This window comes from Streptomyces sp. NPDC087300, from assembly GCF_044744425.1.
Lineage (GTDB): Bacteria > Actinomycetota > Actinomycetes > Streptomycetales > Streptomycetaceae > Streptomyces.
Genome location: NZ_JBIUYI010000005.1, coordinates 691241 through 714709 on the forward strand (window position 1 = coordinate 691241; position 23469 = coordinate 714709).

Annotated in this window: 18 protein-coding genes; 10 read left to right on the plus strand and 8 right to left on the minus strand. The window is 71.3% G+C overall.

Annotated elements, in window-relative coordinates:
• Positions 1-27: 27 nt before the first annotated feature.
• Positions 28-1179: a hypothetical protein gene (locus tag ACIO9J_RS23385; protein ID WP_402002712.1), complete on the minus strand. Its 1152-nt coding sequence runs from the start codon at positions 1177-1179 to the stop codon at positions 28-30.
• Between the two features lie 372 nt (positions 1180-1551).
• On the opposite strand from ACIO9J_RS23385, the gene ACIO9J_RS23390 reads away from it, so the two are divergent.
• Complete coding sequence (locus ACIO9J_RS23390; RefSeq protein ID WP_402002715.1) at positions 1552-3501, plus strand: collagenase; 1950 nt, start codon at positions 1552-1554, stop codon at positions 3499-3501.
• A 5-nt stretch (positions 3502-3506) separates the two neighbouring features.
• Here the strand turns inward: ACIO9J_RS23390 and ACIO9J_RS23395 are convergent, their stop codons facing one another.
• Genes ACIO9J_RS23395 through ACIO9J_RS23415 form a run of 5 tightly spaced genes read right to left on the minus strand, consistent with a single transcriptional unit; the run spans position 3507 to position 10857 of the window.
• On the minus strand, positions 3507-5696 hold the full coding sequence (locus ACIO9J_RS23395; protein WP_402002718.1) for an MGH1-like glycoside hydrolase domain-containing protein: 2190 nt from the start codon (positions 5694-5696) through the stop codon (positions 3507-3509).
• Positions 5693-7729, minus strand: coding sequence for a beta-galactosidase (locus tag ACIO9J_RS23400; RefSeq protein ID WP_402002721.1), 2037 nt, complete (start codon positions 7727-7729; stop codon positions 5693-5695). Before ACIO9J_RS23400 ends, ACIO9J_RS23395 begins: the two co-directional genes overlap by 4 nt.
• Entirely contained in the window at positions 7726-8559 is an 834-nt protein-coding gene (locus tag ACIO9J_RS23405; RefSeq protein WP_402002724.1) for a carbohydrate ABC transporter permease, read from the minus strand. The genes ACIO9J_RS23400 and ACIO9J_RS23405 overlap by 4 nt, the downstream gene beginning before the upstream one ends.
• Positions 8556-9488: a carbohydrate ABC transporter permease gene (locus ACIO9J_RS23410; protein WP_402002727.1), complete on the minus strand. Its 933-nt coding sequence runs from the start codon at positions 9486-9488 to the stop codon at positions 8556-8558. The genes ACIO9J_RS23405 and ACIO9J_RS23410 overlap by 4 nt, the downstream gene beginning before the upstream one ends.
• 4 nt (positions 9489-9492) lie before the next feature.
• Positions 9493-10857 carry an ABC transporter substrate-binding protein gene (locus ACIO9J_RS23415; RefSeq protein WP_402002730.1) on the minus strand — a complete coding sequence of 455 codons (1365 nt, stop codon included), beginning with the start codon at positions 10855-10857 and terminating at the stop codon, positions 9493-9495.
• Between the two features lie 176 nt (positions 10858-11033).
• Here ACIO9J_RS23415 and gcvPA point away from each other — a divergent pair, with 176 nt between their 5' ends.
• The 6 genes from gcvPA (at position 11034) to ACIO9J_RS23445 (ending at position 18790) form a co-directional block, all read left to right on the plus strand.
• Complete coding sequence (gcvPA, locus tag ACIO9J_RS23420; RefSeq protein ID WP_402002733.1) at positions 11034-12419, plus strand: aminomethyl-transferring glycine dehydrogenase subunit GcvPA; 1386 nt, start codon at positions 11034-11036, stop codon at positions 12417-12419.
• Complete coding sequence (gene gcvPB / locus ACIO9J_RS23425; RefSeq protein ID WP_402002735.1) at positions 12416-14005, plus strand: aminomethyl-transferring glycine dehydrogenase subunit GcvPB; 1590 nt, start codon at positions 12416-12418, stop codon at positions 14003-14005. Before gcvPA ends, gcvPB begins: the two co-directional genes overlap by 4 nt.
• Positions 14002-15264, plus strand: a complete 1263-nt coding sequence (locus tag ACIO9J_RS23430) for an ATP-NAD kinase family protein (RefSeq protein WP_402002738.1) — start codon at positions 14002-14004, stop codon at positions 15262-15264. Before gcvPB ends, ACIO9J_RS23430 begins: the two co-directional genes overlap by 4 nt.
• A gap of 22 nt (positions 15265-15286) precedes the next feature.
• Positions 15287-16033 carry an SDR family NAD(P)-dependent oxidoreductase gene (locus ACIO9J_RS23435; protein ID WP_402002741.1) on the plus strand — a complete coding sequence of 249 codons (747 nt, stop codon included), beginning with the start codon at positions 15287-15289 and terminating at the stop codon, positions 16031-16033.
• Between the two features lie 50 nt (positions 16034-16083).
• Positions 16084-16725: a GntR family transcriptional regulator gene (locus ACIO9J_RS23440; protein WP_402002744.1), complete on the plus strand. Its 642-nt coding sequence runs from the start codon at positions 16084-16086 to the stop codon at positions 16723-16725.
• Between the two features lie 97 nt (positions 16726-16822).
• Positions 16823-18790 (plus strand): M13 family metallopeptidase, encoded by a 1968-nt coding sequence (locus ACIO9J_RS23445; RefSeq protein ID WP_402002747.1) that lies wholly within the window; start codon positions 16823-16825, stop codon positions 18788-18790.
• Positions 18791-18857: 67 nt separating this feature from the next.
• Here ACIO9J_RS23445 and ACIO9J_RS23450 read toward each other — a convergent pair whose 3' ends face one another.
• The gene (locus ACIO9J_RS23450) at positions 18858-19721 is read right to left on the minus strand and encodes an RNA polymerase sigma-70 factor (protein ID WP_402002750.1); all 864 of its coding nucleotides are present in this window, start codon (positions 19719-19721) and stop codon (positions 18858-18860) included.
• Between the two features lie 313 nt (positions 19722-20034).
• Here ACIO9J_RS23450 and ACIO9J_RS23455 point away from each other — a divergent pair, with 313 nt between their 5' ends.
• A complete protein-coding gene (locus ACIO9J_RS23455) occupies positions 20035-20520 on the plus strand; it encodes a carboxymuconolactone decarboxylase family protein (RefSeq protein WP_402002753.1) in 486 nt (161 codons plus the stop codon).
• 39 nt (positions 20521-20559) lie between these two features.
• Here ACIO9J_RS23455 and ACIO9J_RS23460 read toward each other — a convergent pair whose 3' ends face one another.
• The gene (locus ACIO9J_RS23460; protein ID WP_402002756.1) at positions 20560-21024 is read right to left on the minus strand and encodes a cupin domain-containing protein; all 465 of its coding nucleotides are present in this window, start codon (positions 21022-21024) and stop codon (positions 20560-20562) included.
• Positions 21025-21091: 67 nt separating this feature from the next.
• Here ACIO9J_RS23460 and ACIO9J_RS23465 point away from each other — a divergent pair, with 67 nt between their 5' ends.
• A complete protein-coding gene (locus ACIO9J_RS23465) occupies positions 21092-21643 on the plus strand; it encodes a TetR/AcrR family transcriptional regulator (RefSeq protein WP_402002759.1) in 552 nt (183 codons plus the stop codon).
• 173 nt (positions 21644-21816) lie between these two features.
• The gene (locus tag ACIO9J_RS23470) at positions 21817-23466 is read left to right on the plus strand and encodes a metallophosphoesterase (protein WP_402002762.1); all 1650 of its coding nucleotides are present in this window, start codon (positions 21817-21819) and stop codon (positions 23464-23466) included.
• Positions 23467-23469: the final 3 nt, after the last annotated feature.

Below are 23469 nucleotides of genomic sequence, written 5' to 3' on the forward strand. Positions count from 1 at the left end.
ACGTACGGGGTGACGCGGGGGAGAGGCTCAGGAAGAGCCGTCCCAAGTGTTCTCCTCCAGCTCGGCGTTCGCCTCCGGCGCGGGCGACACGGGCGGCGTGGGCGACGCGGGCGGGACCGCCCCGGGAGCCGTCGCCGTCTGGAGCGCCGTGATGCACGCGCCGATCGCCTGCTGGAGGTCTTCGAGGCGCTTGACCATGTCGTCCTCGTAGATGTCGTCGATGTCGTCGACGTCGTCGAAGGTCAGCTCCTCGAAGACCTTCGTCGCCTTCTGGAGGCTGCTGTAGAACTTCGCGCGGCGCTCCTGCACCCGCAGCTGCGGGTCGCTCTGCACGGTCTGGGCGACCAGGTCGCGCACCGTGTCGTACGCCTCGCGGGCCCACTCGCCCGACTCCTCGCCGTCGTCGAGCTCGTCGATGAGCGACAGGTGCCGCTCGGCCTCCTCGCGCAGCTCGGGCGATGCGTCGATCATCTGCCCCGCGGGCGTCTTGACCTGACCCTTCTCCACGATCTGGCGGACGTAGTCGACGCGGTCGCCCGCCTTCGCCTCGGCGCTCACGGCCTTCTTGAGGTCGTCGGTGCGCACGATGTCGCGGACCAGCTCCGTGCGGAGCGCGGGGTCCTCCTCGATGCGGTCCATCAGCGCCTTGCGGGCGGCCTCGGCGGTGCCGGGGTCGGCGAGGATCGCGGCACGCAGCGCGGTCGGGTTCTCGGCGACCTCCAGGGCCTTGGTGGGGCGGATGCCCTCGGCCTCGGCGGCCTCCGTGATCGCCTCGCCGCGCGAGGTGAGTGCGCTGGAGCGCGAGGCGTAGTACGACAACCAGACGTCGGCGTCCGGGAGTTCGATGTCCTGACCGGGCTCAAGTACCTCGAAGTGCGGCACGAGACCGTCGTCGGCGGCCTTGTCCCAGGCCTTGTAGTAGCGCATGACGCGGTCGGCCGAGCAGCCCGCGAGCTCGCTGAACTCCTTGGCCGAGACCTTCGGCGTCTCGCCGGAGCCCTGCCCGCCGGGGCGCACGCTGCGCGCCACCTTGAGGGCGAAGGTCCAGCCGCCGGTCCGCGCGTAGGCCCCGAAGACGCGGGCGTCCTCGGCCACCAGGTCCGCCACGTCGGCGGCCGGGGCGACGGCCTCCTCGGCGGGGGCGGTGACTTCCTCGGTCGGGGCGATGGCTACGGTCACAGATGTTCTCCTGGGTGTCGCGGGGGGACGAGGGTTGACGCGATACTTTATCGCTCTTATCGGGGCGTTTCGCACGTACGTCGACCGCGCGCCTCCGCGCCGTCCCGCCGCCGGTCATCCGCGGCCCGCCGTCGCCCGTCCCTGTCCCGTTCCCGGCCTTCGTCGGCCCGTGGGCTCGTCGGGCCCTTCGTCCGGTGAATCTCAACTGCCTTGATTCCGGAGCCTGTTCAAGCCATGTGACGTGTGCAATGGTACATGTCACACATCGAACGTGTGCATGACATGGGTGGTGTCCGCCGCCCATCCGCCATGGCCCGTTACATCCCCCCACTGCCGTGCCCGCGCACGGCAGCGACCGGCCTGGAGGCCGCCTTGAAACCAAGATCCTCCGCACTGAGAGAGCGCGCACGCATCCTCATAGCCGCCCTGATCGCCTGCCTCGGCATGGCGCTGATCGCCCCCGCGAGCCCCGCGGGCGCCGCCACCGGCGCGCGGCCCGAGCGAACCGCGCCCGGCAGCTCCGCCCCGGCACCCGACCCCGCCCCGCTGCCCGCCACGCCCAGCCGGGCCACCGCCGAGGCGCAGCGCGCCGACGAGCCGGCCGAGGACGTGGCCAACCGCCCGCCGATGCAGGCCGCCCCGGACAAGAGCCGCCTCGGCAAGGGCAGGATCAAGGCCGCCGAGTGCCGCGTCTCCGACTTCACGTCGAAGACCGGCGCCGCCCTGGTCCAGCAGATCAAGTCGGTGGACGTCACCTGCGTGAACACGCTGTTCTCCGTGACGGGTCCCGACGCCAGGGCCCTGTTCCGTGAGGCGCAGATGGTCACGGTGGCCGACGCGCTGCGCGACACGGCCGCCGGCTACCCCGGTGACAACAGCACCTCGGCCGAACAGGTCGTCCTCTACCTGCGCGCCGGGTACTACGTGCAGTGGGGCGACCCGGACGGCGTCGGCGCGTACGGCCCCGCCCTCAAGAGCGCGATCCAGGGCGGCCTCGACGCCTTCTACGCCTCGTCCCACGCCTTCGACGTCACCGAGGCCAACGGCAACACCCTGAACGAGGCGGTCATCCTGATCGACAGCGCCCAGGAGAACGACCGCTACCTCAACGTCACCAAGCGCCTGCTGACCGACTACGACGCCTCCTACGACGAGTTCTGGGGCATGGTCGCGGCCGTCAACAGCACCTTCACCGTCTACTTCCGCGGCCACCAGGTCCCGGCGTTCCTCGCCGCGGTCAAGGCCGACCGGAGCCACCTGACGGTCTTGCGCGACTTCGCCGTCCAGCACGACGACCTGCTCGGCACCGACCGGTCCTACCTCGTCTACAACGCGGGCCGCGAACTCGGCCGCTTCCTCCAGTACGCCGATCTCAAGAACGTCGTCCGGCCGTTGGCCAAGGAGCTCCTGGACCGCAGCCAGATGACGGGCCGCACCGCGCGCCTGTGGGTCGGCGTGGCCGAGATGACGGACGCGTACGACAAGGACAACTGCTCCCAGTACGGCACCTGCGACCTGGCGAACCGCGTGCGCGACGCCGTGCTCACCGTCAAGCACACCTGCGGCGACACCCTCAGGATCGTCGCCCAGCAGATGACCGCGGCCGAACTCGCCTCCTCCTGCGAGAGCCTGCGCGAGCAGGACGACTTCTTCCACGGGGTGGCCAAGGACCAGGGACCGGTCGCCGACGACCACAACACCACCCTCGAAGTGGTCGCCTTCGACTCCAGCACCGACTACCAGACCTACGCGGGGGTCGTCTTCGGCATCGACACCAACAACGGCGGCATGTACCTGGAGGGCGACCCGGCACAGCAGGGGAACCTGCCGCGCTTCATCGCCTACGAGGCCGAATGGGTGCGCCCCGAGTTCCAGATCTGGAACCTCAACCACGAGTACACGCACTACCTCGACGGCCGCTTCAACATGTACGGCGACTTCGCGGCCGGACAGAGCACGCCGACCGTGATGTGGGTGGAGGGCTTCGCCGAGTACATCTCCTACTCGTACCTGGACATCCCCTACGAGCAGGCGATCGAGGAGGCGGGGAAGAAGACGTACAAGCTCAGCACGCTCTTCGACACCACCTACGAGAACACCGACCAGACCCGCACCTACCAGTGGGGCTACCTGGCGGTCCGCTATCTGCTCCAGTCCCACCCGCAGGACGTGGCCGCACTGCTCGGCCACTACCGCGCGGGCGACTGGGACGCCGCCCGCACCCTGCTCACCAGCACCATCGGCAACCGCTACGACGCCGACTTCGACGCCTGGCTCGACCGGTGCGCCGCGGGCGACTGCGGCACACCGGCCAAGCGGTGAACGGCTCATAGCCCGCCGAGCATCGGCAGCAGCAACGCCGCCGACCAGCTGAAGTTCGGCGAGTTGAGGGGGGCTCCGGTCAGGGGGTTGTAGTTCTCCATGACCGGGGTCTTCCCCGACAGGCCCGACGCCCGGTCGACGAGACGGTCCGTGAGGGCGTCCGCGTCCCGGTCGTAGCCGTAGCGGCGCAGGCCTTCGAGGGAGAAGTACGCCTGGTCGAGCCAGACCGGGCCGCGCCAGTACCGGGTCGCGGAGAAGTACGGGGACGACTTGGCGACGGTCGGGAAGGGCACCTGCGTCGCGAACTCGCCCGGATCGGTGAGCCTGGCCCGCACCGCCCGCGCCTGCTCGCGCGACGCGGTGCCGGTCCACAGCGGCACCGCGCCCTCGATGCCGCGGCCGCGTGCGGTGAGCCGGGCGCCGGTGGCGAGGTCGACGTCGTGGAACCAGCCGTCGCCCGGGTCGTACATCTTCGCCCGTACGGCCGCGTGGGTGGCATCGGCCTTCCGCTGCCAGCGCGCCGCCTCTCCGTGCTTGCCGAGCGCTCGCGCGATGCGGGCCAAGTAGGCCTGGTCCTGGGCGAGATAGGCGTTCAGGTCGACCGACTCCTGAGTGAGGGAGTAGCCGACGAGGGTGCCGTCGGGCGCGTGGTTGGCGACCACCGACGTGCCGAGGTCGGCGTCAAAGCGGGGTGCGTTGTCCATGCCGCTCTCCCAGGCGGCGGCCAGACGGCGCTGCTCGGCGGAGTCGTTGGCCGGATCGACGGTGGCGCCGTACTCGGCGAGTCCGTCACGGTCGTGGTCGCGATTGCGGTACCACCAGGCCTGATAGGCGGCGAGCTTCGGGTACATCTCGCGCAGGAAGCCCCGGTCGCCACTCTTGCGGTACACCTCCCACACCGACCAACTCGCCAGCGGTGGCTTGGAGTTGCGCTCGTTCCAGTTGCCGCCGCCGCGCTCCGGGTCGTTGTAGAAGAGAGCGTCGGGGATCATCCCCGCGTCCTGCGGCCGGGTCGTGGAGTCCGCGGTGATCTGCCGGTCGAACATCGACCTGATCTGCGTCTGGGCGAGCCGCGGGTCGAACCGGGCGGTGCCCACGGCCTGCTTCCAGGTGTCCCACGACCACAGACCGCCGGCGAACCACTTGTACGAGATGGACGGCGTGATGCCGTCGTGCTTCAACTGACCCGCTGCGGAGCGCCAGTTGGTGACCAGGGTCGCCAGGGACTTGACGGCGGTCCTGCGCCGCTCGGCGGGCACGCCGCGCGTCACCCCCGCCACATAGCCGCGCCAGCGGTCGTCAGTGGCCGACGCGGACGCCGCGGGACGGTCGAGGACCGCGCGGACCCGCCGTTCCTCACGGGCGCGCTCGGCCTCGGTGAAGGTGTACGACTCGGTCCAGTCGTAGTGGTGCGTGGCGCCCGGCGCGAGGGAGACGGGCGCGGTGGTCCGCGTGCGGTAGGAGTCGCCGTCGACCTCGGTGCGCACCGGCCCCTTGTGGGTGATCTCGAAGCGCTCGGTGCCGTCGGTGAGGTAGTCCCAGGTCTCGCGGACCTTCGCGAAGTCGACGCCGACGCCGGAGCCGGTGGCCTTGAGCTTCGGCGCGTCCCGCATCGGCGCGTCGGCGGGCCGCAGCAGGCTGCCCGTCCAGTCCGCGCCCAGCGAGCGGCGCGCCTTCCCCGTGTTGTGGACCTCGGCACGCACCAGCGCGCTGCGGTTCGTGGCGAAGCGCAGCGTCAGGGTGAGGCGCAGGCCGCGCCCCAGGTCGTAGGACTGGACGAGCCTGCCGGGGTGCGAGGTGAGGCGCGGGGCGCCGCCGGCGGCGAGGCCGAGGGCGCGGCCGCCCTCGGTGAGCCGGATGCGGCTGAACGACTTGCTCAGCCACCAGGGGTACTCCTGGGCCATGTAGAGGGGTCCGCTGAATCCGCCGTAGGCGGCCTTGTCTCCGGCTTCGGGGAGCGCGTACGCGTGCCAGGCGCCCCGGTCGGCGAAGACGTTGACGCGGTTGACGTCGTCGGCGTCACCCGGCAGCGCGGCGGCGGGGGTGCCGTGCAGGTCGAGGACGTCGGCGTAGTCGGCGGGCCGGTCCCTGCCGGGTGCGGGGGCGGCGCCCGCCTGGGGCGCCGCGAGGGTCGCGCTGCCCGCGAGCAGCAGGGCAGCGAGCAGCGCGGCGCGGGAGGTACGGGGTCGGGTCACGGGCGCTTGTCTCCAAGGGGATCGGGGGAGCCGGGGGAGTGGGGCGTGCGGAGGACGGCCGCGCCGAGCGGCGCGAGCCGGACGGCGCCGCGCACCGGGGCGCCGGTGAGCAGATCGCTGCCGTCGGCGTCGACCGAGACGGGCCCGTCCGTGTGGTTGAGGAGGAAGAGGTAGGAGGCGTCGGCGCCGTGGCGGACGGTGGCCTCGACGCCCTCGGGGACCGGTGCGCACGGGGTGACGCCCGCCTCGTCGAGCGCCGGGCCGAGCACGTCCCCGATGTCGTCGGGCAGGTGGCAGCTCACGTACCGTGCGACGCCCGCGCCGTGGACGTGGCGCGTCACGGCGGGCTGCCCGGCGAGCGGCCCCGCGGCATACGTGTCGACCGTCTCGGCGCCCGCCGTCTCGACCCACTCGCTCCACACCGTGGCCGTGGCGCCGGAGGCGAGCGGCACCCCGGCGCCGTCCGGCACCGGCCAGAACTCGTCGACGGACACCCCGAGCACCTCCCTGAGCGGGCCGGGCGCGCCCCCGTCTTGCAGGTGGTCGTGCGCGTCGACGACGCCGCTGAACGGGCCGATGACGAGATGGCCGCCCTCGTGTACGTATGCCGTGAGGCGCCGGGCGTCGGCCGTGCGCAGCAGGTGCAGATTGGGCGCGAGTACGGCCCGGTAGGCGGTGAGGCCGGCGTGCGGGGGCACGAAGTCGGCGGTGATGCCGCGCGCGTGCAGCGCCGCGTACCAGGGGCGCAGCAGATCGGGCCAGCGCATCCGGGCCGACGGATGGTCGGCGCCTTCGAGGGCCCACCAGGAGTCCCAGTCCAGCACGATCGCCACGGACGCGGTGACGCGGCTGCCCGCGACCTCGGCGAGCCGCGCGATCTCGGCACCGAAGCGGACGGTCTCGCGCCAGCCGCGCGACGCGGTGCCCCGGTGCGGGAGCAGGGCGCTGTGGTACTTCTCGGCGCCGGCCCGCGAGGCACGCCACTGGAAGTACATGACGCCGTCGGCGCCCCTGGCCACCGCCTGGAGCGACCAGAGGCGTTGCAGCCCCGGCTTCTTGGGGACGTTGACCGGACGCCAGCTCACGGCGGAGGGCGCCTGTTCCATGAGCAGCCAGGGCCTGCCGCCCTTGAGGGAGCGCATCAGGTCATAGTTCAGCGAGGCGTTGACGTGGGCGCGCGGGTCGGCGGGGTCGGGGTAGGCGTCGTCGGAGACCAGGTCCTCGTGCTCGGCCCACCGCCAGTAGTCGAGTTCCCTCATCATCGACATGAAGTTGGTGGTGGCGGGGACGTCCGGGCTCGCCTCCCGGAGGACCTCCCGCTCGGCGCGGTGCAGGGCGAGCAGGGCGTCGGAGCAGAAGCGCCGCCAGTCCAGGAGCTGGGTCGGGTTGACCGGGCCCGGTGCGGTGCGCGGCGGCTCGATCTCGTCGTACGTGCCGTAGCGCTGGGACCAGAAGGCCGTGCCCCAGGCGTGGTTGAGGGCGTCGACGGTGTCGTACCGCTCGCGCAGCCAGGAGCGGAAGTGCTCCGCCGAGCGCGGGCAGAAGCACTCGGTGACGTGGTCGCCGTACTCGTTGTGGATGTGCCACAGGGCGAGCGCCGGATGGCTGGCGTAGCGCTCGGCGAGCGCGCGGGTCAGGCGCAGCGCCGCCTGCCGGTACGTCTCGGACGAGGGGCAGTAGTGCTGCCGAGAGCCGAATTCCAGGCGCACGCCGTCGGCGGTGACCGGCAGGATCTCCGGGTGGGCGCGCACCAGCCAGGCGGGCGGTGACGCGGTGGCGGTCGCCAGGTCGACGGCGACGCCGTGCGCGTGCAGCAGGTCCATCAGCCGGTCCAGCCAGCCGAAGTCCCAGGTGTCGGGGCCGGGTTGGAGTCCCGCCCAGGAGAAGACGCCGACGGTGACCATGGTGACCCCGGCCTCCCGCATCAGCTTCACGTCCTCGGCCCAGACCTCCTCGGGCCACTGCTCGGGGTTGTAGTCCCCGCCGTAGAGCAGTCCGGGCACGGACGTCAGGTGTGCGTGCCGCGCGCTCATCCCTTCACCGCCCCGCCGAGCAGCCCGGCCACGAACTGCCGCTGGAACAGGAGGAAGAGCGCCATCAGCGGCAGCGTCGCGAGCAGCGAGCCGAGCATCAGGCCGGAGTAGTCGACGCGGGAGAGTCCGGTGAGGGTGTTGAGGGCGACGGGTACGGTGTATTTGTCCTCGGTGTTGAGCATCAGAAGGGGCCAGATGAAGCTGTTCCAGGCCGCCATGAACGTGAAGATCACCAGCGCGCCGAGCTGGGGGCGCACACACGGCAGCACGACGCGGTAGAAGGTGCGCAGCTCGCCGCAGCCGTCCATGCGGGCCGACTCGATGAGTTCGTCGGGGAAGCCGACGAAGCTCTGGCGCATCAGCAGGATGCCGAAGGAGTTCGCGAGGAACGGCAGGATCACCGCCTGGTAGGAGTCGATCCAGCCGATGCTTGCCATCATCTGGAAGAGCGGCACCAGCAGCACCTGGAAGGGGATCATCATCGTCGCGAGCACGGCGGCGAGCACGAGACCACGGCCCCGGAAGCGGTACTTGGCCAGGCCGTAGCCGCACATCGCCGAGACGAGCGAGCTGAGCACGGTCTGTACGACGGCGATGCCGACGCTGTTGAGCATGACCCGGCCGAAGCCGATGGTCTCCTGGAGCCGTGAGAGGTTGTCGAGCAGCCGTCCGCCGGGCAGGAACGGCGGCGGCGAGTGGAACAGGTCGGCCGAGGAGTGGGTGGCGGCGATCGCCATCCACAGGAACGGCACGAGGCTCACGATCCCGCCGGCCACGAGCACGGCGCGTACGACGAGCCGGCCGACGAAGGATGCCGGGCTGCGGCTCATCGGCGGCGCTCCCGTCCGAAGGCGAGGTACTGGACCGCGGAGATCACGGCGATCAGGGCGACGACCACCCAGGCGATGGCGGCGGCGTAGCCGAAGTCGAACTGCTGGAAGCCGACTTTGTAGAGGTAGACGACCGGGGTGAGGGTCGCGTCGTCCGGGCCGCCCCGGGTCAGCACGTAGTTCTCGTCGAAGAGCTGGAGCGTGCCGATCGTGGAGGTGATGACGCAGAACAGGACCACGGGCCGCAGCTGCGGAAGGATCACCCGGGTGTACGTGGTGAAGGTGGACGCGCCGTCCAGCGCGGCGGCCTCGTACTGCTCCTTGCCGATGGACTGGAGTCCGGCGAGCAGGATGACGGCGTTGTAGCCGGTCCAGCGCCAGGTCAGCGTGAGGATCAGGGAGACGCGCGCCCAGGTCGGGTCGTTGAGCCAGTCGATCGGGCCCATGCCGACGGTGCCGAGCAGCTGGTTGACGAGTCCGTTGTCGGTCTTGAGGAGCACTTGGAACACCACGGCGTAGGCGACGAGCGTGGTCACCGCGGGCAGGAAGTGCACGGCGCGCCAGGTGCCGCGGAACCGCAGCCACGACTGGTTGAGCAGGGCCGCGAGGAGCAGCGCGAGACCGACCATCACCGGGACCTGCACGACGAGGATCAGCCCCGTGTTGACCAGCGCGTCGGCGAACGCCGGGTCGTGCAGCAGGCGTTGGTACTGGTCGAGGCCCACCCAGCGCAGCGCGCCCGCGTCCTCCGCGGTGAACGACTGCAGCAGGCTGGCGCCGAGCGGATAGGCGAAGAAGAGGGCGAAGAGCGCGGTGGCGGGGCCCGCGAAGACCCAGCCCGCTCCCCGACGGCGCCGCGGGCGGCGGCGTGCCGCGCCGGGCGGACGGGCGGGTACGGCGGTGTGTTTCCCGGAGTCCAGGGCGACCATGGGGTTACGCCACTCTCTCTCGTCCGGTCGCGTCGGCGAGCCGCTGGGCGGCCGACGCGAGAGCGGCGCGCGGGTCCTTGCCGCGCAGGAGCACGCTGTTGACGGCGGAGACCGTGATGTCCCTCTCCTTGGCGTCGTCCTTCGTGTACTCGATGGGCGGGATGGTGCGGGCGAGTCGCGCGAACACGGCGTTGGTGCGCTGCCCGCCGAAGTACTCCTGACGCACGCTCAGATACGGGTCGTCGAGCGCGGGCAGATAGGCGGGGAAGAGCCCCTCGCGCTTGAGCATGGCGACCTGGTTGCCCGCGTCGGTCAGGACGAAGCGGATGAACTCCCAGGCCGCTTCGGCGTCTTTGCTCTGCGCGGGGACGCAGAGCGTGGAGCCGCCGATGTTGGACGTGCGCACCCCGTCGGCGGTGAACCCGGGCAGCGGCACCACACCGAACTTGCCCTTCAGCTCCGGCATTTCACCGGTGAGCGTGCCCGTCCACCAGGCCGCGACCGGGTGGGTGGCGACCTTGCCGTCCTTGTGGGCGGTGACCAGACCGTCCCAGTTCTTCTCGTAGGCGAGCAGGCCGTGGTCGGCCAGGCGCTTCATCAGCGTGAGGGCCCGCACGGCCGCCGGGGTCTCCAGGGCGATGCGGCCGCCGATGAACGAGGACTGGCCCTGCTGCTGGAGCAGCATCGGGAACATCCCCGACGAGGTCGGATCGTGGACCAGCAGCTTGTGTCCTGTGGCCTCCTTGACGCGGACACCGGCGCGCACGTAGTCGGCCCAGGTCCGCAGGGACTTCGGGTCGACGTCCGCGGCGCGCAGCTGGTCGGCGCGGTAGTAGAGCGCACACGGGCCGATGTCCCACGGGAGCCCGAACACCTTCCGGTGGCCCGCGCCACCGGTGACCGTGCGCCACGCGGCCCGGTCGAAGTCACCGCCGAAACGGCCGCCGCGCCGCGCCACGTCGTAGAAGCCGGTGGGGAAGTTGGCGGTGTAGCGGGGCAGGTAGCTGCCCTCCATGGTGAGGACGTCGGGGAGTCCCGTGCCGCCGCGCAGACCCACCGTGATCTTGTCGTACGCGTTGTCGTAGCCGATGTCGACGACGTCGACGGTGACGCCGGGATGGCGTTCCTCGAAAGGGCCGCGGAGCCGCTTCAGCGCGACGGCCGCCACGTCCCACGACCAGACGGTGATCTTCCCGGTGAGCTTCGCGGCCCGCTGTCCCGCCGAGCCGTCCGCCGCCTCGCCGCCCAGCTCGTGCGGGCCGCCGCCCGCACCGCCCGCGCCTCCCATGGCGCAGGAGCCGAGCAGTAAGGACGCCGATGCGGCGAGTCCGGCGGCCACAACGCGCCGCCGGGATGGTCGTGTTGACACTCTTGCCTCCCGAGGAGTGAATGCCTAATGCTGTATTCAGAACACTGAATGACAGGACCGGACGTCAAGGGTCCTGCACACATAGACCTCTGACCTCGGGGCCCACCCAGGGGTCCCGCTTCCTCGTGCCCCGTCCCCCGCAAACTCGTGCCCTCTGCTCACGCGAAAGGTGCGGCATGACGTCGTCCCAGGCCCAGCCCGCTGCCCACCCCTACATCCCGAACACGGTGCCCGCCGTCCGGCAGGCGATGCTCGACGAGATCGGCGCGGCGAGCGTCGAGGAGTTCTACGCCGACATCCCCGACGCGATCCGCCTGCACCGCCCCCTGAACCTCCCGGACCCGCTGCGCTCCGAGGCCGAACTCGCCCGGCACATGGAGGAGTTGCTCGCCAGCAACACCAGCACCCGGGAGGCCCTGAGCTTCCTCGGCTCCGGCTGCTACCAGCACCACGTCCCCGCCGTGGTCGACGAGATCGTCAACCGCGGCGAGTTCCTCACCGCGTACGCGGGTGAGCCCTACGAGGACCACGGGCGCTTCCAGGCGCTGTGGGAGTACCAGTCGATGATGGCCGAACTGCTCGACGTCGAGGTCGTCAACGTCCCCGTCTACGACGGCTTCCAGGCCGCGGGCACCGCACTGCGCATGGCGGGCCGGATCACCGGGCGCCGAAGGCTCGTGGTGGCGACGGCGACCGACGCGGACAAGCTCTCGCGCATCCGCGACTACGTGCGGCCCGACCACGACGTGACCGTCGTCCCTGTGGACCGTACGACCGGCCGCGCCGACCTCGACGCGGTGCGCGAGGCGCTCGCCGCGGGCGACACGGCCGCCGTGTACGCGGAGTCCCCCTCGGCCGCTGGGCTCGTGGACGAGAGCCTGCCGGAACTCGCCGAACTCGCCCACGCGGCAGGCGCGTTGTACGTGGTCGGCTGTAATGCGCTCACCCTCGGCGTGCTCGCGCCCCCGTCCTCGTACGGCGCGGACATCGCCTGCGGTGACATCCAGCCGCTCGGCATCCACCAGAGCTTCGGCGGCGGCAACGCGGGATTCATCGCCACCCGCGACGAGGAACGGCTCGTCGCCGAGTTCCCCTCGCGGCTGTTCGGCCTGGTGCCCACCACCGTCGACGGCGAGTACGGCTTCGGCGACGTCGCCTTCGAGCGCACCTCCTTCGCGCGGCGCGAGGAGGGCAAGGAATGGGTCGGCACCGCGTCCGCGCTGCACGGCATCGGCGCCGGGGTGTATCTGGCGCTGATGGGCCCGCAGGGCATGCGCGAGATCGGCGAGACCATCCTCGCGCTCACCGCCTACGCGCGCCGGCGCCTCGCCCAAGTCCCCGGCGTGGACGTGCCGTTCGGCGACGCGCTGCACTTCGCCGACTTCACCGTGCGCTACTCGGGCGCCCGCACGGCCGCCGAGATCGGCGCCGCGCTCAAGGAACGGGGCATCTTCGGCGGCGTGCCCGTCGGGGAGCGCGAGGCCGTCTACTGCGTCACCGAAGTCCACACCAAGGCCGACATCGACCGGCTCGCCACGACCCTGGAGGAGATCGTCAAGTGAGCGACCACCACATGCCCGTGTCGGTGACCGCGGAGGAAGCGCGCATCGCGCCGAAGCCCCGGCTGCGCCGGTTCCACCAGGCGTCCTGGGACGAGAAGCTCCTCTTCGAGCTGGGCACGCCGGGGGAGCGGGGCGTGTCCGTACCCGCCCCCGACCCCTCGCTCGACGTCCCGGAGATCCCCGAAGGCCTGCGCCGCGCGGCGCCGCCCGCACTGCCCGAACTCTCCCAACAGCAGGTTCTGCGCCACTACATGAGGCTCTCCCAGGAGAACCTGGGCGCCGACCTGAACATCGACGTCGGCCAGGGCACCTGCACCATGAAGTACAGCCCGAAGATCAACGACCAGTTCGTGCGCGACCCGCGCATCGCCGCGCTCCACCCGCTCCAGGACGACGACACCGTCCAGGGCGTACTGCGTGTCATCCACGACCTGGAGCAGCTCCTGAAGGAGATCTCCGGCATGGACCGGGTCTCGCTCCAGCCCGCCGCGGGCTCCGCCGCGATCTACACCAACGTCGCCATGATCCGCGCCTACTTCACGGCCCGCGGCGAACTGGACACGCGCGACGAGGTCATCACCACGGTCTTCTCGCACCCCTCGAACGCGGCCTGCGCCAAGACCGCGGGCTTCAAGGTCATCACGCTGCACCCGGACGCGGACGGCTACCCCGACATCGAGGCCCTGAAGGCGGCGGTCGGGCCGCGCACCGCGGCCCTCCTGATCACCAACCCGGAGGACACCGGGATCTACAACCCGCGCATCGAGGAGTTCGTGCGGATCGTGCACGACGCGGGCGGCCTGTGCTCCTACGACCAGGCCAACGCCAACGGCATCCTCGGCATCACCCGCGCCCGCGACGCGGGCTTCGACCTGTGCCACTTCAATCTGCACAAGACGTTCTCCACACCGCACGCGTGCGGCGGCCCGGCGGCGGGCGCGTGCGCGGTCACCGCCGATCTCGCTCCCTATCTCCCTTACCCCACGGTCGAGTTCGACGGAACCCGGCACTTCCTCGACCACGACAGGCCCGAGTCGGTCGGGAAGATGCGCCCGTTCCACGGCGTCGTGCCGAACCTCGTGCGCGCCTACGCCTGGATCATGTCGCTCGGCGCCGAAGGGCTGCGGGCGGCGGCCGAGACGGCGGTCCTCAACAACAACTACCTGCTGCACAAGGTCCGGCAGATCCCCGGCGTCTCCGTCCCCTACGCCGAGGGGCGGCCGCGCGTCGAACAGGTCCGCTACAGCTGGCAGAAGCTGTACGAGGACACCGGCGTGCACTCCGAGGACATCGGCCTGCGCGCCGCCGACTTCGGCACCCACTACTGGACCAGCCACCACCCGTACCTGGTGCCCGAACCGATGACCCTGGAGCCGACCGAGTCCTACTCCCGTGCGGACCTCGACGAGTACGCGGAGATCCTCGCGGAGGTGGCGAGGGAGGCGTACGAGGACCCGGAGACCGTCCGCACGGCACCGCACCGCTCCACCATCCACCGGGTACGGCCCGAGGCGCTCGACGACCCGAAGACCTGGGCCGTGTCCTGGCGCGCCTACCGCCGCAAGATCCTGGGCGAGTCCGTATGACCTCCGGGCGGCGCCCCCGCGTGGGCCTGGTCGTCAACCCTGTCGCCGGCCTCGGCGGCCGGGTCGGCCTGGGCGGCACGGACGGGCCCGAACGGGTCCGGCGCGCCTTGGAGTTGGGGGCACGCCCGCTGGCCGGGGAACGCGCGGCGCAGGCGCTGCGGGCGCTGCGCGACCGGGTTCCCGCACCGGGCCCGGTGGTGGTGACCGTGCCCGGGGCGATGGGGGAGGACGCGGTGCGGGCGGCGGGGCTGCTGCCGGAGGTGGTGTCGGTACGGGTACCGGTGCCGGTGCTCATGGGAGGGGCGTCTGTGGGAGGGGCGTCTGTGGTGAGTGGGGTGTCAGGGGGTACGGGGGAGTGGGGCAGGCCCACCGACCCCACCAGCCCCGCCGACACCCTCTCCGCCGTACAGGCCCTAGTCACCGCCGGCGTCGACCTCCTCCTCTTCGCCGGAGGCGACGGCACCGCCCGTGACGTGCTCCGGTCCCTGTCGGACCACGGCGCGCCCGACGGCGACCCGTGTCCCGTCCTCGGCATCCCGACCGGCGTCAAGATGCACTCCGCCGTCTTCGCCGTCGGCCCCGGCGCGGCGGGCGAGGTCGCGGCCGCCTGGCTGGCGGGCGGCGGTGGCGTACGGCTGCGGGACGCGGAGGTCATGGACCGTGACGAGGGCGCGCTGCGGGACGGGCGGGTGGCCTCGCGCCTCTTCGGGTGGCTGCCCGTGCCGGACGTGCCCGCGCGGGTTCAGCAGCGCAAGACCGGCAGCACGGCCACCACGGGCGACGCGGCAATCGGCATCGCGGCGGAAGTCGCGGGGCGCGTCGGCGAAGGACGGCTCGTGCTGGGCCCCGGCACCACCACCCGCGCCGTGGCCAGGGCCCTCGGCGCCGACTCCTCCCTCGCGGGCGTCGACGTGCTCGCCCTGCGCGCGGGGCGGGCCGAGGCCGTGGCACGCGACACAGGCGAGGCGGAGCTGCTCGCCGGGATCGGCGACGGCCCCTGCTGGATCGGGCTCTCCCCGATCGGCGGCCAGGGCTTCCTGCTCGGCCGGGGCAACCAGCAGATCTCACCGCGCGTCCTGCGTGCCGCGGGCGGTCGCGCACGGCTGCTCGTGCTCTGCCCGGAACACAAGCTGGCCGCGCTCGGCGGGCGCCCGCTGCTCCTGGACACCGGCGACCCGGAGCTGGACGCCGAGTTGAGCGGATACTTGCCCGTGCTCACCGGACACCGGCGCATCTCCCTCTACCCCGCCACCCATTGAGCCACCGAACAAGGAGTCCACGATGATCTCTCTCGACGGCAAGCGCGCGATCGTCACCGGCGCGGCCGCGGGCATCGGCCGCGCGACCGCACAGGTCCTCGCCGAACTCGGGGCCCGCGTCGTGCTCGCCGACATCGACGCCGAACGGGGCGAGCAGGCCGCGAAGGACACCGGCGGCACCTTCGTACGCTGCGACGTCGCGCGGCGCGAGGACTGCGAGGCGGTGGCGGCCGCCGCGCGGGACCGGTTCGGCGGCGTCGACGTCCTCTTCAACAACGCGGGCATCATCCGCCGCTCCACGGTCTGCGACATCACCGAGGACGACTGGGACCTGGTGATGGCGGTGAACGTCCGCTCCGTGCTGCTGCTCAGCCGGCTCGTCATCCCCGGCATGGCGGCCCAGGGCGGCGGCTCGATCGTCAACACCGGGTCAGGATGGGGGATATCGGGCGGCGCCCGCGCGGTGTCGTACTGCGCGTCGAAGGGCGCCGTCGTCAACATGACCCGCGCGATGGCCATCGACCACGGTCCCGACAACATCCGCGTCAACTGCGTGTGCCCCGGTGACACCGCCACCGGCATGCTCGCCGAGGAGGCCCGGCAGCTGGGCGAGAGCGCGGACGGGTTCTACGCCGACGCCGCCGACCGGCCGCTCGGCAGGATCGGGCAGCCCCGCGACATCGCGCAGACCGTGGCGTTCCTGGCATCCGACGCATCCGCGTTCATCAGTGGAGCGATCATCCCCGTCGACGGCGCAGGTACCGCGTGACCAGCCCGTAACGGATAATCGAGCAGACCTAAGGGGAGGGCCGTCGCCAGATGCCAATCGAGAACCGTCCGCTGCGCGAGCAGGTGAAGGAGGAGCTGCTCAGGCGCCTCGGCAGCGGCACGATCGCGACGAGCGAGACCATCAACGAGGTGCAGCTCGCCACCGAACTCGGCGTCAGCCGCACCCCGTTGCGCGAGGCGCTCATCACGCTGGAGCGCGAGGGCGTCATCACCAGCGAGCGGGGCAGGGGTTTCCGCTTCACCCCCCTGAGCGCGCGGGAGTTCCGCGACCTGACGGCGATCGTCGCGACGCTGGAAGCGCTCGCCCTGCGGTCCAGCAGCCCCGAGCACCTCGCGGAGATCGCCCCGCGCCTGCTTGAGGAGGCACACGCCTTCGCCGTGCCGCAGGCCCCGCACGAGGTGATAGAGCGGTACGACGACGCCTGGCACGACCTGCTCCTCTCGGGCTGTACCAACGACCGCCTGATGAAGCTGATCACCTCCCTGAAGGTCACGATGCACCGCTACGAACGGGTGGCCCTCGGCGACCAGGACGTCCTGGAGCGTTCGGCGGCGGAGCACGAGCGGATCGCGCTGTGCCTGCGGCGCGGTGATCTGGACGCGGCGGTCGCCGCGCTCGAGGAGAACTGGACCAGCGGCATGGACCGCATCCTGGAGCGCTTCACCGACTGACGCGGCGGGCCGCCCGCGGAAGGTTCCGCGGGTCTGTCCGCCCTCGGCGGACAGCGGGTCCGTCGTGCCGGCCTGATCGCTCGCATAGGCTGCTTGGATGAGCATTCTGGATGACGCCCGCGCGGGCATGAACCCCGATATCCGACCGCAGGACGACCTCTTCGGACATGTGAACGGCCGCTGGCTGGACACCGAGAAGATCCCCGAGGACCGCTCCAGCTGGGGCCCCTTCGTGCAGCTGGCCGACACCGCCGAGCAGCAGGTCAAGACGATCATCCAGGAGCTGGCCGAGCGGGCGGACGCAGAGGGGGGCACGGCCTCCGAGGACGCCCGCAAGATCGCCGCGCTGTACGCGTCCTTCATGGACGAGGAGGCCATCGCCGCGCGCGGTCTCGCCCCTGCGCAACCGCTGCTCGACGAGGCGGCGGGCCTGCGCGGCACGCAGGAGCTCGCCGGGTTCCTCGGCCGGTTCGAGCGGATCGGCGGCTCCGGTCTCTTCGGTTCGTACATCGACTCCGACGACCGCGACTCCGACCGCTACCTCTTCAACATCCTCCAGGGCGGCCTCGGCCTGCCCGACGAGTCGTACTACCGCGAGGAGAAGTTCGCCGAGGTCCGCGACAAGTACGTCGCCCACCTCACCGAGCTGCTCACCCTCGGCAAGCACGCCGACCCCGAGGCCGCCGCGCGCACCGTCCTCGCCCTGGAGACCAAGCTCGCCGCGGGTCACTGGGAGCGGGCCGAGACCCGTGACGTCCTCAAGACGTACAACCTCACCACTCTGGACGAACTCACCGCGCTCGCCCCGGAGTTCGACTGGCGCGCCTTCGCCGAGGGGATCGGCGGCTCGGACGCCACGATCGCCGAGACCTGCGTCCGCCAGCCCTCCTACCTCGCGCACCTGTCCGCGGTCCTCGCCGAGGTGCCGGTCGAGCAGTGGCGCGACTGGGCGATGACGCGGGTCCTGCGCGCCTGCTCGCCGTACCTCTCGGACGAGTTCGTCCGGAACAACTTCGAGTTCTACGGCCGCACCCTCAACGGCACCCCGGAGCTGCGTGCCCGCTGGAAGCGCGCCGTCTCGCTCGTCGAGGGAGCCATGGGCGAGGCCGTCGGCAAGGAGTACGTCGCGCGGCACTTCCCGCCGTCCTCCAAGGCGATGATGGACGAACTGGTCGCCAACCTCCTGGAGGCCTACCGCCAGTCGATCGCCCGCCTGGACTGGATGACCGACGAGACGAAGGAACGGGCGTACGAGAAGCTCGCCACGTTCCGGCCCAAGATCGGCTACCCGGACACCTTCCGCGACTACTCGGCGCTCCAGGTCACCCCCGACGACCTGCTCGGCAACGCGCAGGCGGCCGCCGCGTTCGAGACCGACCGCGAGTTGCGCAAGATCGGCTCGCCGGTCGACCGCGACGAGTGGTTCATGCTGCCGCAGACCGTCAACGCGTACTACAACCCGGGCACCAACGAGATCTGCTTCCCCGCGGGCATCCTGCAGAAGCCGTTCTTCTCGCCCGAGGCCGACGCCGCGGAGAACTACGGCGGCATCGGCGCGGTCATCGGCCACGAGATCGGCCACGGCTTCGACGACCAGGGCGCGCAGTACGACGGCGCGGGCAACCTCAACGACTGGTGGACCGCCGACGACAAGACGGCGTTCGAGGCCAAGTCGAAGGCGCTCGTCAAGCAGTACGACGGGTTCTCGCCGCGCAACCTGCCCGGCGAGTTCGTCAACGGTTCGCTGACCGTCGGCGAGAACATCGGCGACCTGGGCGGCCTCACCATCGGCCACACGGCGTACCTGATCGCGCTCGGCGGCGCGGAGCTCCCCGAGGCGGACGGCCTCACCGGGACCCAGCGGCTCTTCATGAACTGGTCGTACTGCTGGCGGACCAAGCGCCGCACGGAGCAGGAGCAGCAGTACCTGACCATCGACCCGCACTCGCCCCCGGAGTTCCGGGCCAACATCGTGCGCAACCTCGACGAGTTCCACCAGGCGTTCGCCACGGCGGAGGGCGACGGCCTCTGGCTGGACCCGGCGGAGCGCGTGCGCATCTGGTGACGTGAGCGCGCGGACCGGGCGAGGGCCGAGCCGCCTTCGCCCGGACCGCGCGCCGTGCGTCCGGGGCTCACCGGCTCACGAGGGTCTCCCGCCCGATGCGCACGAGCTTCTCGGGGTTGCGCACGGCGTAGAGGCCGCAGATCAGGCCGTCGTCGAGGTGCACGGCCATGACGGTGTCGACCTTGCCCGCGCGCCGGACGAGCAGCGCCGGATAGCCGTTGACCTGGGCCGCCTCCAGGACCACGCCGTCGAGCCTGCCCAGGACGTCGGCCACCTGACGGGCGCCCACGACGGGCGTGAGCGCCGCTTGGACGACTCCGCCGCCGTCCGTCAGGAGCACCACGTCCGGCGCGATCAGGTCGAGCAGGCGTCGCAGGTCGCCCGTCTCCACCGCCTGCCGGAACGCGGCGAGCGCGCCCCGGGTCTGGGCCGGCGAGACCACCTCGCGGGGCCGCCGCGCCGCCACGTGGGCCCGTGCCCGGTGGGCGATCTGGCGGACCGCGGCCGGGCTCTTGCCGACGGCGTCCGCGATCTCGGCGTACTCCAGACCGAACACCTCGCGCAGCACGAACACCGCGCGCTCGGTCGGCGCGAGCGTCTCCAGGACCAGCAGCATCGCCATCGAGACGCTGTCGGCCAGTTCGACGTCCTCGGCCACGTCCGGCGCGGTCAGCAGGGGCTCGGGCAGCCACGGCCCGACGTACGACTCCTTGCGGCGCCGGAGCGTCCGCAGCCGGGTCAGCGCCTGGCGCGTGGTCATCCTGACCAGGAAGGCGCGCGGGTCCCGCACCGTGCCGAGGTCGACGCCCGCCCAGCGCAGCCACGTCTCCTGAAGGACGTCCTCGGCGTCCGCCGCGGAACCGAGCATCTCGTAGGCGACGGTGAAGAGCAGGTTCCGGTGGGTGAGGAACGCGTCGGTCGCGGTGTCCAACCGGCCGTCCCTGTGGTCATTGAGGTGTTCATTCCCCTGGCCGCCCGCGTGGTCGCGTCCCGTCGTCCCCGCCGGTCGTCCGCCGTTCTCGTCCACAACCCGCTCCCGCCTCTCCCCGTCCGACCGTGTCACGCACAAGACGCCGGTCGCTGCCGCCCTGTGACAGCCGGACCGGGTGGTCCACGTCACATCGCCGTGCCGTCACAGGAGGGGGCCCGGCGGCATCTCGTGTTCGTCAAGTCGCCGCGTGGGCCGGGCAATCGGATGCCGGACCACGCGGCGCGTCACGCACGACGTCACGAAGGACATAGCCATGGAACCCCGTATGAACCTGTTCGACCACGAGATCGGCGCCAGGATCGGCAAGCGGATCTACGCAGTCAGCCAGGTGATCCAGGAGTCGCCGCTGCCCAAGGAGACCCAGGAACTGGTACAGCTGCGGGCCAGCCAGATCAACGGCTGCGGTTTCTGCGCCGACATCCACGCGAAGGACGCCGCCGCGGCGGGGGAGTCCCCGGCCCGGCTCGCGCTGGTCGCCGCCTGGCGCCACTCCACGGTCTTCACCGATGCCGAGCGCGCCGCACTGGCCCTCGTCGAGGAGGGCACCCGCGTCGCCGACGCGTCGCCGGGGGTCTGCGACGAGACCTGGGCCCGGGTGCGCGAACACTTCGACGAGGGGCAGGCCATCGCGCTGGTCTCGCTGATCGCCATGATCAACGCGACTAACCGGATCGGCGTGATCCTGAACAACCAGGGTGGCTCCTACGAGCCGGGCAACCTCGCAACCGTCGCGGGGTGACGCCCCGCGAGTCGCCGCCGCCCCGTACGTCCCGGCCGCTCAGGCGGATTCCTCGTACGTGATGTCGTACTTGGCCGCTATCCGGTTGAGCGCCACGGGGTCCAGCTGACCCTGTCGGCTGATCCCCGCACGGCTCTCGATCATGTCCTCCAGGAAGCACTCCCAGCCGCCGGGCGAGGAGGCCTGGAGGACGCGGGGCGGCGGCGTCGACGCGGGGCGCAGCGCGTGCGGGACGCCGTGCGGAAGCAGCACGAACTGGCCCGCGCCGACCGTCCGCACCCGGTCGTCGAACTCCACGGTGAGGTCGCCGTCGAGCACGTAGACGCACTCGTCGGCGACGTGATGGACGTGCCGGGGGATGGTCTGCGCGACGACGACCTCCATCAGCGAGAACCGGCCCTCGGTGTCGTCGGTCCCGGCCTTGACGGTCATAGAGGGCGGCAGCGGAACCCGGGTCGGGCGTGAAGCGCCTGCTTCCAGCAGGATGAAACGGTCCTCGGGCATGGGCTATCCTTCCTTAACGGATGCGGAATCCGATTCCGTTTAAGAGCTCAGCAGAGGACGCAGCCAGATGTCAAGACCGTCAAGGGCCGACGCGGAGCGCAATCGGCTCCGGGTGCTCGACGTCGCCGAGGAGCAGTTCGCCGAGCGCGGGGACGCGGTGCAGATGGCGGAGGTGGCTCGCGCGGCCGGGGTCGGGGTCGGGACCGTCTACCGGCACTTTCCCAACCGGCAGGCGCTGGTCGAGGCCATCACCGAGCGGCGGTTCGCGCGCATCCTCACGTTCGTCGAGGAGCGGTGCCTGCCCCAGCCGGACACCCGCGGGGCACTGCTCTGCTTCCTGACCCACGTGGGCGAGGTGCACGAACAGGGGCGCGGTCTCTCCGGAGTGATCGAGGCGACCTTCGGCTCCACCGCTCCCCGGGGCGAGGTCGGCGCCGCCCTGCTGGCCGTCGGCGAGACGCTGGTGAGCCGGGGCAGGGCGGACGGGGCCCTGCGCGACGACGTGACCGTCGCCGACCTCTACATGACCGTCGGCGCGGTCGCGATCCTCAGCCGGGACTCCATCGGTGACTGGCGCCGGTTCGTCGACATCACCCTGGACGGGCTGCGGCCCCGGTAGCGCGAACGGCACAGTGGGGCGCGCCCGTTCGCCGCGGCGCCTGGCATTCATGATCAAGTCACCGTGAGGTAACTGGTATCGCCTCGTTACCTCACCAACGCGGCCTAGCCTCACGCGGGTTCACGCCGGGCGACATGCTCCGACGGCCCGGCCAGAGGCAAGGAACCTCCCCCGTGCGACACGTACCGTTCGCCCTCGGCGCCGTTTGTCTGGCGCTGCTCCTCCCGATCTCCGCCCACGCGGTGGCCGTCCCCGCGACCCCGCCGGCCGCCGCGCCGGACGCGGCCCCCGCCACCCCCGCCGCCCCGGCCTTCAGCAGACCGGGCGGACGCTACGAGCGTCCGGTCTCCCTGGCACTGCGCGCCGGACGCGGGACCACGGTCCACTACACGCTGGACGGCACGACGCCCACCCGCGCGAGCCGCGCCTACGTCCCGGGCCGGCCGCTGCGCATCACCAAGGACACCAACGTCACCGCGGTCGCCTTCCGCGGCGCCCGCGCGAGCCTGCCGGTGTCCGCCGGATACCTGGTCAAGACGGCGGAGAAGCCGCTGGCGCGCCTCGTCGTGATGTCCGACGTGCACATCGGCGACCACAAGAACAACGACAAGAAGTACGAGAGCTTCTTCGACACCATCGGATCGGTCTTCCCGAAGCCCGACGCGATCCTGTCGAACGGCGACATGATCAATGACAACGGCGACGGCCGGGGCGCCGACCACCGGATCGTCTCCGAGATCTTCCAGGCCAACCTGAAGCGCAAGAAGATGGACGGCACCCAGGTCCTGCTCTCCAACGGCAACCACGACGCGAGCCTCGCCGACATCCGTGCGCACTACCCGCGCGGCTGGTTCCCCGACTCGGGCGGCGGCTACTACGAGTCGAAGGTCAAGGGCCTGCACGTTTTCACCGTGAACACGGAGACCTACAACTCCGACACCGCCCAGCGCACCTGGCTGAAGAAGCGGCTCGCCGAGCTCACCGCGGACCCGGCGGCCGCGCGCACCCCCATCCTCGTCCAGGGCCACCGGCCCGCGCCCGGCACGGCGATGGACGGACAGCAGGCGTCCAACCCCCTCCTCACCGCTGACCTCGGAGCCTTCCCGCAGGTCATGTACTTCTCCGGCCACTCCCACCTGAACATCAACGACGAACGCTCCGTCCACCAGCGGGACTTCACGGCCGTCAACGACGGTTCGATGTCGTACGTCGAGATGGACCACGGCTATCAGGCCGTCACCGAGAAGGGCCTCGCCGACCGCTTCGAGGCACCGACGGCGCAGGCGCTCTTCGTCGAGGTCTACCGCGACCGTACGGAGATCGCGCGCGTCAACATGGCCGCGGACAAGCACGACATCTACACCGGCGGCCAGTGGTCGGCCAACTGGCAGCCCCCGTACGCCAGCGCGGGCACGCTCAGCGGGCCGACCTGGACGGTCCGGCTGAAGGGCAGGACCCCGCAGGAGATCAAGGACGGCTTCACCTACACCGACGCGCGGCGCAACACCACGGCGCCGAGGTTCACGTCCGCCCGCCCGCTGACCCTCGTCGGCCGGGGCAAGGAGGCGCGGACCCTGCGGATCCGCCAGGCGAGCGACGACCAGATGGTGCATCACTACCGCGTCGACATCCGAGACAAGGCAACCGGCGCCGGACTGCTGTCCTCGAAGGTGCTCGCCGAGTACTACTTCATGCCCCGGCCCCGCGCCCTGGACATCCCGGTGCCCGTCACCAGGAAGGGCACGCGCTACGTCGCACGCGTGAGCGCGGTGGACGCGTACGGGAACGCGTCGCGCGAGGCGAAGGTCGAGTTCACCGGCTGACCG